At 32.9% G+C, this 16,121-nt stretch carries 17 protein-coding genes; 11 read left to right on the top strand and 6 right to left on the bottom strand.

What is annotated here, in order from left to right:
- The first annotated feature begins 33 nt into the window (after positions 1-33).
- Entirely contained in the window at positions 34-792 is a 759-nt protein-coding gene (locus tag HNV08_RS13905; protein WP_173281962.1) for a 5'-nucleotidase C-terminal domain-containing protein, read from the top strand.
- A 2-nt stretch (positions 793-794) separates the two neighbouring features.
- On the top strand, positions 795-1,709 hold the full coding sequence (locus HNV08_RS13900) for a bifunctional metallophosphatase/5'-nucleotidase (RefSeq protein WP_173282050.1): 915 nt from the start codon (positions 795-797) through the stop codon (positions 1,707-1,709).
- 27 nt (positions 1,710-1,736) lie between these two features.
- On the opposite strand, the gene HNV08_RS13895 is transcribed toward HNV08_RS13900, so the two are convergent.
- The 4 genes from HNV08_RS13895 to HNV08_RS13880 all read right to left on the bottom strand — a co-directional run bounded on the left by HNV08_RS13895 (position 1,737) and on the right by HNV08_RS13880 (position 6,003).
- Positions 1,737-2,489: a hypothetical protein gene (locus HNV08_RS13895; protein WP_173281961.1), complete on the bottom strand. Its 753-nt coding sequence runs from the start codon at positions 2,487-2,489 to the stop codon at positions 1,737-1,739.
- Between the two features lie 103 nt (positions 2,490-2,592).
- Positions 2,593-4,587 (bottom strand): NAD-dependent DNA ligase LigA, encoded by a 1,995-nt coding sequence (gene ligA / locus HNV08_RS13890; protein ID WP_173281960.1) that lies wholly within the window; start codon positions 4,585-4,587, stop codon positions 2,593-2,595.
- Positions 4,588-4,614: 27 nt separating this feature from the next.
- Positions 4,615-5,508 carry a peptide chain release factor N(5)-glutamine methyltransferase gene (gene prmC, locus HNV08_RS13885; RefSeq protein WP_173281959.1) on the bottom strand — a complete coding sequence of 298 codons (894 nt, stop codon included), beginning with the start codon at positions 5,506-5,508 and terminating at the stop codon, positions 4,615-4,617.
- A 3-nt stretch (positions 5,509-5,511) separates the two neighbouring features.
- A complete protein-coding gene (locus HNV08_RS13880) occupies positions 5,512-6,003 on the bottom strand; it encodes a GNAT family N-acetyltransferase (protein WP_173281958.1) in 492 nt (163 codons plus the stop codon).
- Positions 6,004-6,070: 67 nt separating this feature from the next.
- On the opposite strand from HNV08_RS13880, the gene HNV08_RS13875 reads away from it, so the two are divergent.
- From HNV08_RS13875 to HNV08_RS13860, 4 genes are read left to right on the top strand one after another with little or no spacing between them, the layout of a single operon-like run.
- On the top strand, positions 6,071-6,511 hold the full coding sequence (locus HNV08_RS13875; RefSeq protein ID WP_241697231.1) for a hypothetical protein: 441 nt from the start codon (positions 6,071-6,073) through the stop codon (positions 6,509-6,511).
- Complete coding sequence (gene ribD / locus HNV08_RS13870) at positions 6,512-7,516, top strand: bifunctional diaminohydroxyphosphoribosylaminopyrimidine deaminase/5-amino-6-(5-phosphoribosylamino)uracil reductase RibD (protein ID WP_173281956.1); 1,005 nt, start codon at positions 6,512-6,514, stop codon at positions 7,514-7,516.
- Positions 7,503-8,120, top strand: coding sequence for an HAD-IA family hydrolase (locus HNV08_RS13865; RefSeq protein ID WP_173281955.1), 618 nt, complete (start codon positions 7,503-7,505; stop codon positions 8,118-8,120). The genes ribD and HNV08_RS13865 overlap by 14 nt, the downstream gene beginning before the upstream one ends.
- Positions 8,117-8,968, top strand: a complete 852-nt coding sequence (locus HNV08_RS13860; RefSeq protein ID WP_173281954.1) for an EamA family transporter — start codon at positions 8,117-8,119, stop codon at positions 8,966-8,968. Before HNV08_RS13865 ends, HNV08_RS13860 begins: the two co-directional genes overlap by 4 nt.
- 33 nt (positions 8,969-9,001) lie before the next feature.
- Here the strand turns inward: HNV08_RS13860 and HNV08_RS13855 are convergent, their stop codons facing one another.
- Positions 9,002-10,585 carry an aryl-sulfate sulfotransferase gene (locus HNV08_RS13855; RefSeq protein ID WP_173281953.1) on the bottom strand — a complete coding sequence of 528 codons (1,584 nt, stop codon included), beginning with the start codon at positions 10,583-10,585 and terminating at the stop codon, positions 9,002-9,004.
- 221 nt (positions 10,586-10,806) lie between these two features.
- Here HNV08_RS13855 and HNV08_RS13850 point away from each other — a divergent pair, with 221 nt between their 5' ends.
- Positions 10,807-11,415: an IMPACT family protein gene (locus HNV08_RS13850; protein WP_173281952.1), complete on the top strand. Its 609-nt coding sequence runs from the start codon at positions 10,807-10,809 to the stop codon at positions 11,413-11,415.
- Here the strand turns inward: HNV08_RS13850 and HNV08_RS13845 are convergent.
- Positions 11,410-11,817: an acyl-CoA thioesterase gene (locus HNV08_RS13845; RefSeq protein ID WP_173281951.1), complete on the bottom strand. Its 408-nt coding sequence runs from the start codon at positions 11,815-11,817 to the stop codon at positions 11,410-11,412. The genes HNV08_RS13850 and HNV08_RS13845 overlap by 6 nt on opposite strands.
- Before the next feature lie 200 nt (positions 11,818-12,017).
- Between HNV08_RS13845 and dnaA the strand changes: the two genes are divergently transcribed.
- Genes dnaA through HNV08_RS13825 form a run of 4 tightly spaced genes read left to right on the top strand, consistent with a single transcriptional unit; the run spans position 12,018 to position 16,112 of the window.
- Positions 12,018-13,445, top strand: a complete 1,428-nt coding sequence (dnaA, locus tag HNV08_RS13840; RefSeq protein ID WP_173281950.1) for a chromosomal replication initiator protein DnaA — start codon at positions 12,018-12,020, stop codon at positions 13,443-13,445.
- 12 nt (positions 13,446-13,457) lie between these two features.
- The gene (locus HNV08_RS13835; protein ID WP_173281949.1) at positions 13,458-13,919 is read left to right on the top strand and encodes a low molecular weight protein-tyrosine-phosphatase; all 462 of its coding nucleotides are present in this window, start codon (positions 13,458-13,460) and stop codon (positions 13,917-13,919) included.
- A gap of 55 nt (positions 13,920-13,974) precedes the next feature.
- Positions 13,975-15,396: a PQQ-dependent sugar dehydrogenase gene (locus HNV08_RS13830; protein ID WP_173281948.1), complete on the top strand. Its 1,422-nt coding sequence runs from the start codon at positions 13,975-13,977 to the stop codon at positions 15,394-15,396.
- Complete coding sequence (locus tag HNV08_RS13825) at positions 15,396-16,112, top strand: SAM-dependent methyltransferase (RefSeq protein WP_173281947.1); 717 nt, start codon at positions 15,396-15,398, stop codon at positions 16,110-16,112. Before HNV08_RS13830 ends, HNV08_RS13825 begins: the two co-directional genes overlap by 1 nt.
- Positions 16,113-16,121 lie beyond the last annotated feature (9 nt).

Raw genomic sequence — 16,121 nt, 5'->3', positions numbered from 1 at the left:
ACATTTTAATACAAACTTTATATAAGTTATTCAATGACTATCAAACATACTTTAAAACTTTGTTTTTTACTTCTCATTTTTTCTTGTTCTACGCAAAAAGTTTCAAAAATTGAAGGCAAACGTCTTAATATCGATGAACATATAGAATCCAATAAAGCCGTAGAAGCATTTATTAAACCTTACAGAGAACATGTTAACCAAGACATGAACAACATAATATCCTATGCACCAGAAACCTACTCAAAATCTGATGGTGAATTAAACACAGCTATTGGCAATTTAATGGCTGATGCTGTATTCGCAGAAAGCAATCCGGTGTTTTCAGAAAAAACGGGAAAAAACATTGATTTTGTTTTACTAAATCACGGTGGAATTCGGGCCATAATTTCTAAAGGAAACATTACTACAAGAACAGCTTACGAAGTAATGCCTTTTGAAAACGCTGTAGTCGTTGTAGCCATGAAAGGTAATAAAGTTAATGAAATGATGACTTATTTGGCTAAAGCAAAACGTGCTCATCCTGTTTCAAAACAATTACAACTCACTTTAACAGCAGACGACAAAATTAAATCTGCGACTGTTTTAGATTCACCTATTGATGTCAATAAAATCTATTATGTTGCCACTAACGATTACCTCTATAATGGTGGCGACGGCATGACCTTTTTTCAACCAAACGAAGGCTTAACCGTTTTAGATTATAAAATTAGAAACGTATTAATAGATAATTTTAAGAAAACAGATACCTTAAGTCCAAAACGCGATAACAGATTTATCAAATTAAAGAACTAATGATGAAAAGAAGACAATTTATTCAAAAATCCACTGCTGCAACACTATTAGCTGGTGTTGGCGGACTTAGTTTACAATCCTTTGATTCGTCTAAAACGAAAAAAATTACCATTCTACACACCAATGATGTGCATAGCCATATTGACCCTTTTGGACCAGATGATGGAAGAAATGCAAATAAAGGTGGTGTGGCAAGACGCGCAACATTGGTAGAATCTATAAGACTCGAAAATCCTAACACACTCCTATTAGATGCTGGAGATATTTTTCAAGGCACACCTTACTTTAATTATTATGGTGGCGAATTAGAATTTAAGTTAATGAGTATGCTAAAGTACGACTTAGCAACAATAGGTAACCATGACTTTGATAATGGAATTGATGGGCTTTACGCTCAAATTCCTCATGCTGATTTTGAATTCGTTTCGGCTAATTATGATTTTTCTAATACGGTTATGGACACACATATAAAACCTTATAAAATTTTAATTAAAGACGGTATACGCATAGGTGTTTTTGGTGTAGGTATAAAATTAGAAGGCCTTGTAGACAAAAAAATGTACAAAGAAACCGTGTATCATGATCCTATTGAAAAAGCACAAGACATGTCTCGAATTTTAAAGGAAGAAGAAAAATGTGATTTAATTATTTGTTTATCACATATTGGTTATGAATACAAAAATAAACCAAATAAGGTTAGTGATATAAAATTAGCTCGTGCTACAAAAAATATAGATCTCATCATTGGTGGCCATACACATACATTTTTACCAAAACCGACCATTGAAAAAAATAGCGAAGGTAAAGACGTATTGGTAAACCAAGTTGGTTGCTATGGTTTGTATCTTGGAAAAGTGGACTTTTATTTCAGTTCTGGAAAAAACATAAAAGCAGATGGTGCTTCTATTATGGTATAGTTAATACGTTAAGTATATATTTTATTATTAGGCTTTAGTGTTCTCAACACCTAATGATTCTTCTATATAATCGGCTACAGGATCTGTAACCTTGTATTGCGATTGAATGTAAAAAAAGAAAAAGGCCACTATCAGGAATAACGCGTAGACAAATCCTAAGTTCTCGTCATTTAAAATATAAAAATAGGCTAATTGAATAATTTCAGAAAACGTTATAAATATAGTCGCTAATAAAAACAGCATAGACTTAGAATTATTGCGATACATGTAATCAATCAACGCAATAGATAATAACGCCATAATAACACCATTATAAACATATTCCAAAATATATTGTGACGTTGTTAATACGTCTATTGTGGTGTTTGAAATTAATGTCACACAAAAAATATCTAAAACCACCAAGACTAATATAGGTATTGTTAATTCTGAAAATACCGTTCTTAAATTTAGCTGTTTTATCGTTTTTAATATAAGTAGAACGTAAGCTAAAATATACAGCGCATTCGTAATAAAGTATAAGTAATTTATATCATTGGGTTTTGTTTCTGGCAAATGCCAAGAAATCGCTCCTAAAATTTGCCCTAAAGTAAAGGTCACCAAAAAGGAAATAAAAAATTTAGACTTATGCTTTGTCCAACCAATATATAACACTGTGAGTATACTAAGCAGCACTGCACCCAGAAAAGCACCTTCTATTTCCAAGGCTAATCCTTGTAATAAAACATAAACGCCTCCAAAAAGTAGCAACGCAATCTTTATTATTCTGTTTATCAACATTATTATACTCCCTTATTTCTGAAGCAAATATAAACATTTTTTTTACACTTTAACGTTAAAATTATGTATTTCGTCGAATAAATAGTCGATTTTACGTAGGAATTTATTTCAACCTGTCTAAAAAGTCCATTTCAGATAGTATCTCAATATTGAGATTTTCAGCTTTTGTACGTTTACTTGGACCCATTTTATCGCCTGCAACAAGGTAATTTGTTTTAGATGAGATAGATGATGATACTTTTCCACCATTATCTTCTATGAGTTTTTTAAGCTCATTTCTAGATATCGTCTCAAAAACACCAGAAACCACTATAGATAACCCTTTTAATTTATCCGTTTGGTTTTCTAATTGTTCTGCAGAGATTTCTAATTGCACACCAAAGCCTTTTAAGCGTTCTATAATATGTTTATTTTCCTCCATAGAGAAAAACGCCATAACACTCTGTGCAATACGCTCACCTATTTCATCTACCGAAACCAAATCTTCAACCGAAGCAATCATTAATGCATCAATAGATTTATAGTGCTTAGCTAATTTCTTAGCGACCGTCTCACCGACATATCGTATTCCTAATGCAAATAGTACGCGCTCAAATGGAATTTGTTTAGAAGCTTCAATACCATTCACTAAGTTTACAGCACTTTTTTCTGCCATACGCTCTAGCGGAATCACTTGCTCAACCGTTAACTCATATAAATCAGAATAATTAGAAATCAAACCTTCCTTGACCAACAAAGCAACAGTCTCACCTCCTAGTCCATCAATATCCATGGCTTTTCTAGAAATGTAATGTTGAATTCTTCCAACTACTTGAGGTGGACAAGCCATATCATTAGGACAGTAATGTTTGGCTTCACCTTCTAGTCGTACTAATTCGGAATGACATTCTGGGCAATTCGTTATATATGTTGTTGGTACTGAATCTGCTGGACGTTTTGAAAGGTCCACTGCAATTATCTTCGGAATAATTTCACCACCTTTTTCTACAAACACCTCATCACCTACTCTAATGTCTAATTTTTCAATTTGGTCTGCATTATGTAGCGATGCACGTTTTACGGTTGTACCTGCTAATTCCACTGGTTCTAAATTAGCTACTGGTGTAATGGCACCTGTTCTACCTACTTGATACGTAATTTCATTTAAACGCGTCGAGACTTGTTCGGCTTTAAACTTGTATGCCATAGCCCAACGTGGTGCTTTGGCTGTAAAACCTAATTCATCTTGCTGGTATAGGTTGTTGACTTTTACCACAACGCCATCAATCTCGTATGGTAAATTGTGTCTGTTTTTGTCCCAATAGTCTACATATTCTAAAACCTCGTCAATGGATCTTACCAATTTGGCTTCCTTTGGGACTTTAAATCCCCAAGCTCGCGCTTTTTCTAAACCTTCGTATTGCGATGTGATATTTAGATTATTTCCTACAATACTATATAATAGACATTCTAAAGGACGTTTTGCTACTTCAGAACTATCTTGAAGCTTTAAACTTCCTGATGCTGTATTTCTTGGGTTTTTATAAGGTTCTTCCTCGTTTTCTACACGTTCGGCATTCATTTTTAAGAAGCCTTCGATAGGCAGAACGATTTCGCCTCGTATATCAAAACGTTCTGGAAAATCGCCTTTTAATTGCAAAGGCACTGTATTTATGGTTTTGATATTCGCAGTGACTTCATCACCTTGCACACCATCGCCTCGCGTCACTGCTCTTAATAGTTTACCGTTTTCGTAAGTTAAACTCATAGATGCACCATCGTATTTTAGCTCGCACATATAATTAACGTCGCCATCTACCATTTTTTTGATTCGAGTTTCCCAATCCAATAAATCTTCTTTAGAATAGGAATTATCTAAAGAGTACATTCTATAATCGTGAACGGTTGTTTTAAAGTTTTTAGTTACCGCACCACCAACACGTTGGGTTGGCGAATTGGCATCAAAAAATTCAGGATGCGCTTCTTCTAAAGCTTGAAGCTCTTTTAATTTGATATCAAATTCGTAATCACTTATGGTTGCATCATCTAAAATGTAATAATTGTAGTTATGCTGACGTAATTCGTCTCTTAGTGCTTCTATTTGTTGTTTTGTGTTCATATAATAAAGTATGTAAACAATTCTTTTTTAAATTCTAGTTCCCTTCAACATTCTGTCATTCCCGTTCAAATCTTTCAATAGCTCAACAGCTTCAAATTCAGCATCTGTTAATAAAGCCATGGTGTCTTCTCCAAGATATTGATTAATTTCAAAATACAATTGCCCTTTAGGTTTTAAGTTTTTTATCGCGAATTCTGTTATTGCTTTATAGAAAATTAATGGATTATCATCTTCTACAAACAAAGCCAAATGCGGTTCGTTGTCTAAAACATTGGGTTTAATTTCTTGTTTTTCTAGGTTTCTAACGTATGGTGGATTGGAAACGATGATATCGAAGAAAGAGCCCTTCTGTCGCAAAGCGACATCTTCCCAAAGGGAAGAATTCTCAACTAGCTCTAAAATATTAGCTTCGATAAAATTGATATCCACCTTATTTAGTTCCGAATTTTGTTTTGCAACCTTTAAAGCCTCTGGACTGACATCTAATGCATAAAATTCAGCATTCGGTAAGTTTTTAGCTAAAGAAATCGCTATGCAACCAGAACCTGTACCAATGTCCAAAATCTTTAAGGACGATTGCACTGAACGCGATGCTACATCTCGGATTATTAAATCAACTAACTCCTCTGTTTCAGGTCGTGGAATCAACACGTTTTCATTTACAGTAAAAGGCAATCCAAAAAATTCGGTTTCGCCCAATAAATACTGAATTGGTTTTTGTTGTTTTAAATGTTCTAAGGCTTTAAAAAACGTTTCAGTTTCAGGTTTTGTGATGGCTAATTCTGGTTCTAACGTTAATTGAATTCTTGGTACATTTAAATAGTGCTCTGTGCATAAATAGAATAAACTATTCACTTCATGCTGACCATAAATAGCATCTAATTCGTTATGAAATATATTCTGAAGTTCCTTTAGCACCATAACCTACAAATCTTTAAGCATCCAAACCGTACATGAGTAATGCCCTGTGTTTCCAAGTGGTTTATCAATAGACTTAAAACCTACTTTTCTGTATAATTTGCGCGCATTATCCATATAAGGCAAAGTTTCTAAATAACATTGCTCAAAACCTGCTTGCTTGGCAAAGTCGAGACATTTTTGCATCATTTCTGAGCCTAAACCTTTACCTCTAGCTTCAGGCATAAAATACATTTTCTGTAATTCGCAGATGTTACCTTCGTAATTATCTAAAGGCGAAATTCCTGCGCCTCCAATAATGTCATTACCAGCTTCAACTACAAAATACGCTTTCTTTGGCGCGTTGTAGGTTTCCGTCATACAATCTAAAGCCGCATCTTCATAAGCTGTACCTACTTTTGGCACACCCATTTCTATTAAAACACTACGAATGGCCTTTGCAATTTTAGGATTATCCTTAGCTTCAATTTCTCGAATAACAATAGTATCTTTACGCACTAAATTCTATTTTTTAGACAATTTCAAAAATACATATAAAAACACTTTTATGTTTAAAAGACTCTTAATGTTTTCCCTAACTTTTACACTACTTTTCAACTGTTCTGTTACAGAAAAACCAGAATTTGTTAGACTCGATAATGTTGAAATAGTAGACTCTAGCTCTAAATCAATTACATTAAAAGTAGATGCTTTGTTTCTTAACAAAAATCATGTTGGTGGCACGTTAAAAACAGATGATTTTAAAGTCTACATCAATGAAATTGAAGTCGCTAAAATTGTAACGGACGAATTTGATGTTCCTAAACGCGAAAATTTCACAATTCCATTAACCGTTGCCGTTGATACCGAAAAACTTGTTGACAAGAGTAGTTTAGGTGGACTACTGGGAAGCCTTATATCTCAAAATTTAAAAGTGCATTACAAAGGCGATATTAAATATAAAATTATGGGTTATTCGTCTATATATACGGTTGACGAAATTCAAGATGTAAAAATTAAACTTTAGTTGACTACGCACGAAACTTATATAAAACGCTGTTTGCAAATTGCCAAAAACGGATTAGGAATTACAAGGCCTAACCCAATGGTTGGTGCTGTGATTGTTTATAACGACCAAATTATTGCCGAAGGATTCACAAGCGCTTATGGTGGCAATCATGCCGAAGTTAATGCCATAAATGCCGTAAAAGACCAATCGCTTTTAGCCAAAAGTACGATTTACGTCACACTAGAACCTTGCAGTCATTTTGGAAAAACACCACCTTGCAGCGATTTAATTGTGAGACACAACATACCTAACGTGGTTATAGGTTGCATTGATGATAATCCTGAAGTTGCCGGAAAAGGCATTGCAAAACTTAGAGCTTCTGGTTGCCATGTAACGGTTGGCGTTTTGGAAGCCGAATGCAAAGCGCATCACAAACGATTTTTTACATTTCACAACAAAAAGCGTCCTTATATTTTATTAAAATGGGCAGAAACTGCTGATGGTTTTTTGGCACCTATAGAAAAGGACGAACAAAAACCCGTTTGGATAACCAACCAGTACTCACGACAATTAGTCCATAAATGGCGTGCTGAAGAACAAGCCATTTTAGTGGGAACCAATACGGTTGTAGCTGACAATCCGAGTTTAACCGTTAGAGATTGGTCTGGTGAAAACCCAATTAGAGTGGTTTTGGATAGAACTTCAAAATTAAATACTGATTATTCAATTTTTAATAACGACGCTAAAACCATTAGAATTACGTCTGAAACTATTGATTTTGAAAAACCAATTGCCATTCAAATTGCGACCTTATTATATCACGAAAATATAAACTCTGTAATTATTGAAGGTGGTTCGCAAACGCTTCAAACATTTATAGACGAAAATCTTTGGGATGAAGCCAGAGTTTTTATCGGAAAAACCGAATTTAAATCAGGTATCAAAGCACCACAACTCACTGGACATTTGATTTCTGAAACCACTATTAAAAATGATACTTTAAAACGATATGCAAAAGATTAAAAATTTAATTTTCGATTTTGGTGATGTATTTATTAACCTTGATAAGCAAGGCGCTATGCAACATGCTTTAGATTTATTCAACTTAGAGACTTTTGATGCTGATATGATTGAAACCAATCAACTTTACGAAGTTGGGAACATATCGACTTCCGAATTTATTGCATTTTACCAATCAAAATTTCCAAATATTAGCGAATCAGACCTTATTAAGGCTTGGAATTGTATCATTAAAGATTTTCCTGAGCATCGCTTAGCGTTTATTAAAAACTTAGCACTTCAAAAGGAATACAAACTTATATTACTGAGCAATACTAATGATATGCATATTGATTATGTAAAGGAAACGGTTCCGTTTTTTGAAGAGTTTAAATCGTGTTTTGATGTTTTTTATTTATCACAGCAAATTCATTTTAGAAAACCAAACAAAGATATTTTTGAATATGTTTTGATAGAAAATAAGCTTAACGCTAATGAATGTCTATTTATTGACGACACCAAAGAAAACACTGATACTGCTGACCAAATGGGGTTTTACACATGGAATATTGATGAAACAACAGAAGATGTGGTGACACTATTTGAAACTAAAAAAGCGCTCTTTTGATATATTTACTTCTCAGTATTCTATCATCAACTGGAATATTTGTTTTATTTAAACTTTATAGCAAGCATAAGGTTAATACTCTACAAGCTATAATTGTAAATTATATTACAGCCTGCATAGCTGGCTTATTCTTTTACGATGGTAAAGTTATTATTTCTCAAATTTTAGGTGCAAGCTGGTTTTATGGAGCGCTTGGATTAGGTTTTTTATTTATAGCTATATTTAATGTCATGGCATTGACAGCACAGAAAAACGGACTTTCTGTAGCTTCAGTTGCCAGTAAAATGAGTGTTATAATTCCTATCCTTTTTGGTATTTATGTATATAACGAAAGTATTGGTACTCAAAAAATCATTGGTATAGTATTAGCGTTATTTGCCGTTTATTTAACCTCTATTAAACCAAAAGACAACACTGTATTGAAGCCATCTATATTTCTACCAGTCATGCTATTCTTTGGTTCTGGAATTATAGATACATCAGTTAATCATTTTGCTCCTGACGATAATATTCCTTTATTTTCAGCTACGATTTTTGGTGTCGCTGCAACTATTGGATTAGTAATTTTAAGTTACAAAGCTATAAAAGAAAAAAATCGTTTCGAATTAAAAAGTATACCTTTTGGTATTACTCTCGGTATCGTTAATTATGCTTCAATTTATTTTTTATTAAAAGCCTTACGTGTAGATGGTTATGAAAGCTCTACTGTATTTACTATTAATAATGTGATTATAGTAGCAATCTCTACGTTAATTGGCTTGTTATTCTTTAAAGAACATATTTCAAACAAAAACTGGATTGGAATAGTTATCGCTATCGTATCAATTGTATTAGTTACATTAACGTAATCAAATTTTTAGAAACTAAAATCAATGATAACCTTAATTCTTTGTAATTTTAAAAATCACGGATTTCTCATCTTCAATAAGTCTAATAAGATATAAACCTATTCGTAAACTTTCAAGGTTTACAAAATCAGAGTTAGCTTTGTTTAGCACAACTTTTCCTGATATATCGTAAACTTTAATTTCATCGATTTGCTTTGTGAAATTTAAAATAGTTTTTGTGGGATTAGGATATACATTTAAATTCACAAAGTAAGAATCATCGTCAGATAACATATTAACACAATTAGCTGAAATAGAGTTTACATCTTCTATAATTCCGGTGTTATTAAAAGTTAATCCATTAAAACCAATATAATTTTCAGAATATCTGGTCGCTCTAAAAGCTTCATTTACACCTGGCTGTGAGAATTGATTATAATTAGAATTATTACCTGCAGGAATAATATAAACCCATATTACATTACCCATATTATCTACTTCTGTAATTCTTCCTTTGCCAGATTCGATAATTAAAGCATTACCATTAGACATAATTTGCACGCCACATTTTTTACCTTCATGCATAACAGTATTCATTATTACACCATCCCATGACCAAAAATAATCTTCAGGTAAATATTTACCGGAATTTAAAGTGTAGACGCCTTCGATATGGTTTTGATCGATAATATGAATAGACGATGCAGCAAAATCACTACCATAACCAGCGTTATTAAATACAGAAATTTTACCTTGATTAGGTCCTTCAGTAATCCATTTTACATCGTGTTGACCATTTAATTTACGGTCTGCGACTACACCCTTGTCATAAACTTCTGGGTTTCCCCATCTCCAAAGTATATCGCCTCCTTTCCCATAGATTCCACCATCGTGTCCTCCTGCCTCTATGGTTGTAGTACTGTGATCAATTATATAAATTTCGTTTAAATTTCTTGCTGAAAATACAATTTGATCTAATTCTTCATTATAATTTATAGCATTTACATGCATAAAATTTGATTGATTTCCATAATTAAGATCAAGTAATTGTGGATTATTTGCAACAACACCATAATTATCTTTAGAACTATCGAAATCTTGAATTAAATGATCAAAAGCTTTCCATTCCCAGACAATGTTTGCGGAATTACTGCCTAATGGCTCAATTTCTATTATTCGCTCAAGCTGAAAATCATCATCAGGAAAAGAAACATCTAACCCATGACCTACCATTTCACTTTTAGAGTAAACATCTCTCACTAAGACTAAAAAATTACCATTAGATAATGGAGCAATATCATGATGAGTTACAAAACCAAGGTCACTATAAGAAATACTCCAAACTATATTATTATCCCAATCTCTAATTTCTGCATCACTCCCATTACTCAATAATAAATCCCCATTTTCTAAAAAATAAGATCTGCTCACACCATCTCCTGTGGCATCCCATTGGTTAACAACCTCTCCACAGTTATTAATTAAAAACACTCTATTATCATTTGTAGGCTTAATTAATGTATAGCCCTCTGATTTGGTTTCATTAAAATCATTATAAACTAAGCCAATCGTTTCTTGATCTTGAGCCATAATAACATTAAAAGACAGTAAGAAGACTAGTAAATTTATTTTCACCATTGATATTTAAAATTTAAGACTAAAATATAAGTAAATTTATAGAACATTTTAAACTTTATTTATTAAAAAATGTATTCTATACAATAATCTAATTGTTAATAAAATTAATTGTCATAGAAAGCCCACTTCACATCGAAAAAAATGACTATTAATTATATTATAGCGTTTATATAATAAGTGTATTGGTATTTTTGTCGAAGTGATATTAACTATCTTACAGAATGACAGAGGAAGATTTATACAAAACAATTTTAGAACCTGCAGAAGGCGAAATATTCAAAGATAAAAACAGTAAGTTTTTTGGTTTTGCATTTCCTGTTAACAATGAAGATCAAATTAAGCAACACCTTGAAGACGTAAAGAAAGAACATTATTCTGCCAGACATTGGTGCTACGCTTACCAGATTGGTACAGAAACTATTCAATATAGAGCCAATGATGATGGAGAACCAAGCAATTCAGCTGGTATGCCAATTTATGGACAAATACAATCTTTTGAAGTCACCAATATCTTAATCATCGTTGTGAGATATTATGGTGGTGTAAAATTAGGTGTAGGTGGTTTAATAAATGCCTATAGAACTGCAGCACAACTAACTATGCAAGCTTGCAAGATTGTAGAAAGAACTATAAACACAACTTATGTACTCAAATTTGAATATAAAAACATGAGTAAAGTGATGCGATTATTAAAAGAAAATGAGGTCGAAATCACAAATCAAACGTTAGAATTGAATTGTTTGTTAGAAATATCTGTCAGAAAAAATGACGGTTCAAGAATTTTTGACCTCTTCAATCAATTTTTTGGCGTTGAAATAAAAGAATTATAACGAATAATTTTGCAGTTTATCTAAAAGATATTTTGGACATCGCATAGGTCTATTTCTTTTCACATCAATAAAAGCCAAAACAGTACTTCCTGTTGCTAATAAAATGTTAGCTTCATTTCGTAATTCATACTCAAATTCTATTGAAGCAGACGGCATTTTTTTTAGTGTAGTTTTTACTTTAAGCACATCATCATAACGTGCTGAACTTTTGTAGTTTATACAAAGTGATACAACAGGCAACATTATACCATCCGCTTCCATTCCACTATAACTAAGGCCATACTCGCGTAACCACTCCGTTCTTCCTACTTCAAAGTATACAGCGTAATTAGCGTGGTATACAACACCCATTTGGTCTGTTTCACCATAACGTACTCGTATTTCCGTTTCATTAAAATTCATTTATATAGAATTGTTTAGGATTTATTTTGTAATTTTAAAGTCGTTTTAAACATGAGGAAAAATTTCTAAATATTCAAAACTTTTTAATTTTTTTATTAAGAATTTTGTTCACATATTTGCCTCGTTCAAAACAACTAGAGAATCCTAATTCTCTTTTTTTTTGCTAATATAACTAACAACAAAAAACTTATCTTAAACGCATGGAGAACACAGCGCAATCTGTATGGAGTAATTGTCTTGCCTTTATTAAGGATAATATACAACCACAAGCCTACAAAACATGGTTTGAACCTATAGATGCTGTTAAACTTTCTGGTAATGCATTAAGCATTCAAGTACCAAGTAAGTTTTTCTATGAGTGGCTAGAAGAGCATTATGTAAAAATCTTAAAAGTTTCACTGACCAAAGAGTTAGGCGAAGATGCTAAATTGGTGTACGTTATTAAAATGGAAAACACCTATGGCAACAAACAACCTTTTACAGAAAAAATTCCTAGCTCAAACAGATCTGCAGTAAAATCGCAAGATGTAGACGTCCCTTTCAACAACAAAAGCCCTGAGCTTAGAAACCCGTTTATTATTCCTGGGATTAGAAATGTAAAAATTGAATCACAACTAAACCCAAGTTATAGTTTTGAAAACTACTTAGAAGGCGATTCTAACCGATTAGCTAGAAATGCCGGAATTGCAGTAGCAAATAAACCTGGTGGTACGTCGTTTAACCCGCTTTTAATTTTTGGCGGTGTTGGTTTAGGAAAAACACATTTAGCGCATGCCATTGGTGTTGATATTAAAGACAAATATCCTGAGAAAACAGTTTTATATATTTCTGCTGAAAAGTTTACGCAACAGTATATTGATTCTGTAAAAAAGAATAATAGAAATGACTTTATTCACTTCTATCAAATTATAGATGTTTTAATAATTGATGACGTACAATTCTTATCTGGTAAAACAGGTACGCAAGATGTATTCTTCCATATCTTTAACCATTTGCATCAAAATGGAAAACAAGTTATTCTAACAAGTGATAAAGCGCCTGTGGATATGCAAGATATTGAACAACGCTTATTATCGCGTTTTAAATGGGGACTTTCTGCAGAATTACAAACTCCAGATTTTGAAACTAGAGTTTCTATTTTAAAGAACAAGCTTTATAGAGATGGCGTAGAAATGCCAGAAGAAATTATAGAATACGTTGCAAAGCATATAAAAACAAACGTTAGAGAATTAGAAGGTGCTATTATTTCATTAATTGCACAATCATCATTCAACAAAAAAGAAATCACTATTAATCTGGCAAAGGATATCGTTGAGAAGTTTGTTAAAAACACGAAGCGCGAAGTCTCTATTGATTATATTCAAAAAGTGGTTTCAGATTATTTTCAAATGGATGTTAACACGTTACAATCTAAAACACGTAAACGCCATATTGTTCAGGCACGTCAATTAGCCATGTTTTTTGCAAAAAAATACACCAAAGCGTCATTAGCAAGTATTGGATCACAAATAGGTCAACGTGATCATGCAACAGTACTTCATGCGTGTAAAACCGTTGACAATTTATCTTCAACAGATAAGCAGTTTAGAAAATACGTAGAAGATTTATCTAAAAAGCTAGCACTTTAATTACCACCTATTATGACGCGTATTTTAATGGTTTGCTTGGGGAACATTTGTCGCTCACCATTAGCTCACGGAATTATGCAGTCTAAACTTCCTACAGAACATTTTTTAGTGGATTCTGCTGGCACAGCCGCTTACCATGTCGGTAATGCACCAGACAGACGCTCTATTACAGTTGCTAAAAAACACAACATTGATATTAGCTCACAATCTGCAAGACAATTTACAGTTTTAGATTTTGATGCCTTTGATTATATCTATGCTATGGATCAATCAAACTACGCTAATATTATTAATTTATCTCGAAATAATGACGACATCGCAAAAGTTAAATTGTTTCTAGATGCTAATGAAAATATTCAAAATAAAAATATGCCAGATCCATATTATGGTGATCAAAGCGATTTTGAATATGTCCACCAATTAATTAATGAAACTTGTGATATCTTAATTAAATCCTTTAACCATAAAACTTAAGAGAACTAAGTTGGTTTTTTGTAAATTAGTAGCTAGAATTATTAATAACATTATGATGAAGTTTACGCTAGCACTTATTGTTTTTACGATTTTCACAATGCCATCATTATTTTCGCAAGATTTTGATTTAGAGTTTTTTGCTTCAGGATTTAGTAATCCTGTAAACATAAAACATGCTGGTGACAACAAACTTTATGTGGTAGAACAAGATGGTTATATTAAAATAGTTCAGCCAGACGGATCAATAGAAAGTACAGCGTTTTTAAACATAGATAACCTTGTTATAGATACCGGAAACGAAAGAGGTCTTTTGGGCTTAGCTTTTCATCCAGATTATGAGACTAACGGTTACTTTTTTGTTAATTACATTGATAATCTTGGAAATACAGTAGTGTCTAGATTTACAAGAGACGCTACCAACCCTTTGCTTGCAGATATAAATTCAGAATTTAATATTCTCTCATTTGACCAGCCTTACAGCAACCACAATGGAGGCGATTTAGCATTTGGAGCCGATGGCTTTCTCTATATTTCAACAGGTGATGGTGGTTCTGGAGGTGACCCGTTAAATAATGCCCAAAACACATTAAATTATTTAGGCAAAATATTAAGAATAGATATAAATGCTACCACACCAATACATAACTATAGCATACCTGCAGATAACCCGTTTGTAGGCAACCCTAATGTTAATGGTGAAATATGGGCTTACGGACTGAGAAATCCATGGAAATTTTCTTTTGATCGGTTAAATGGTGATATATGGATTGCTGATGTTGGGCAAAATGCCTACGAGGAAATTAATTTTGCTACCGCAGCCAATGCTGCTGTAGGATTAAATTATGGCTGGCGTTGTTATGAAGGTAATGCGGTATACAACTCAGATGATTGCTCAGAACCTAACTCATATACTTATCCTATTGGTGGTTATAATCATTTTGGTGATGGCGAATCAAAATGCTCAATAACAGGTGGCTATAGATACCGAGGAACGGCATTTCCAAATTTAACTGGTTTATATTTTTTTGCAGATTACTGCAGTCAAGAAATTGGGTTTCTAAATTACGATGAAACTAATGACACGTGGTTAAGAACCTTAAACGATTTCAATGGAAACTGGAGTGCTTTTGGTGAAGATTTTAATGGTGAATTGTACGTGTCTGATTTAACCTCAGGTAGTATTTATAAAATAATTGATAATACTTTAGGTGTGGATCAAAATTCATTGTCATCGATCTCTGTGTATCCTAATCCAATTAAAAATGAAGTCCATATTAATTTTGGTATCAACAATACCAACCAGCTATACACAACCATTCTTATCTTTGATCTGCAAGGAAAATTAATAAAATCAATCCCTCGAAGTACCAATACGATTCAAAAAATTGAAACTTCAGATATCTCAGAAGGTATTTATTTATTGAACATACAAAGTACAAACGGCGAACAATCCATTCATAAACTTGTTAAAAATTAATGAGCACCACTAAAGGAACATTATATCTTATACCTACACGATTAGGTGATAATCCACCACTTGAAGTTTTACCTATATCTATAAAAAAAATCATTGAAGATGTAGAATATTACATTGTTGAAAACGAAAAGACAGCTAGACGCTTTATTAAACGTGTTTCGCCGAGCAAATCACAACCTTCGTTAAAACTAAAGGTGCTGAATAAGTATACAACAGAAACAGAACGTAACACTTATTTAAACAGTTGTATAGAAGGGCATTCCATAGGATTATTATCAGAAGCTGGCTGTCCTGCGATAGCAGATCCTGGTGCAGATATCGTTGCCTTGGCACACCAAATGAACATAAAAGTTGTACCTCTTGTTGGGCCTTCATCCATTACTTTGGCGCTCATGGCTTCTGGTATGAACGGCCAAAGCTTTACTTTTAATGGCTACTTACCTATTGATCGTCATGAAAGAAAAACAAAATTAAAAACCTTAGAACGGTTATCTTCAGAACACAATCAAGCACAAATTTTTATTGAAACACCATACAGAAACATGAAAATGCTTGATGATTTGGCAAACACTTTACATCCTAGCACAAAAGTTTGTGTGGCTTGTGATTTAACATTACCTACCGAGTTTATTAGAACAAAACCAGCTAAAGATTGGAAACACAATAAAGAAGATTTGCACAAGCGACCTGCAATATTTATTATTCAGAAAGATTAAAATAGAGCG

Source organism: Winogradskyella eckloniae (genome assembly GCF_013249045.1).
GTDB lineage: Bacteria > Bacteroidota > Bacteroidia > Flavobacteriales > Flavobacteriaceae > Winogradskyella > Winogradskyella eckloniae.
Note: the sequence above shows the minus strand (reverse complement) of the source record. Positions and strands in the feature narration are given on the sequence as shown.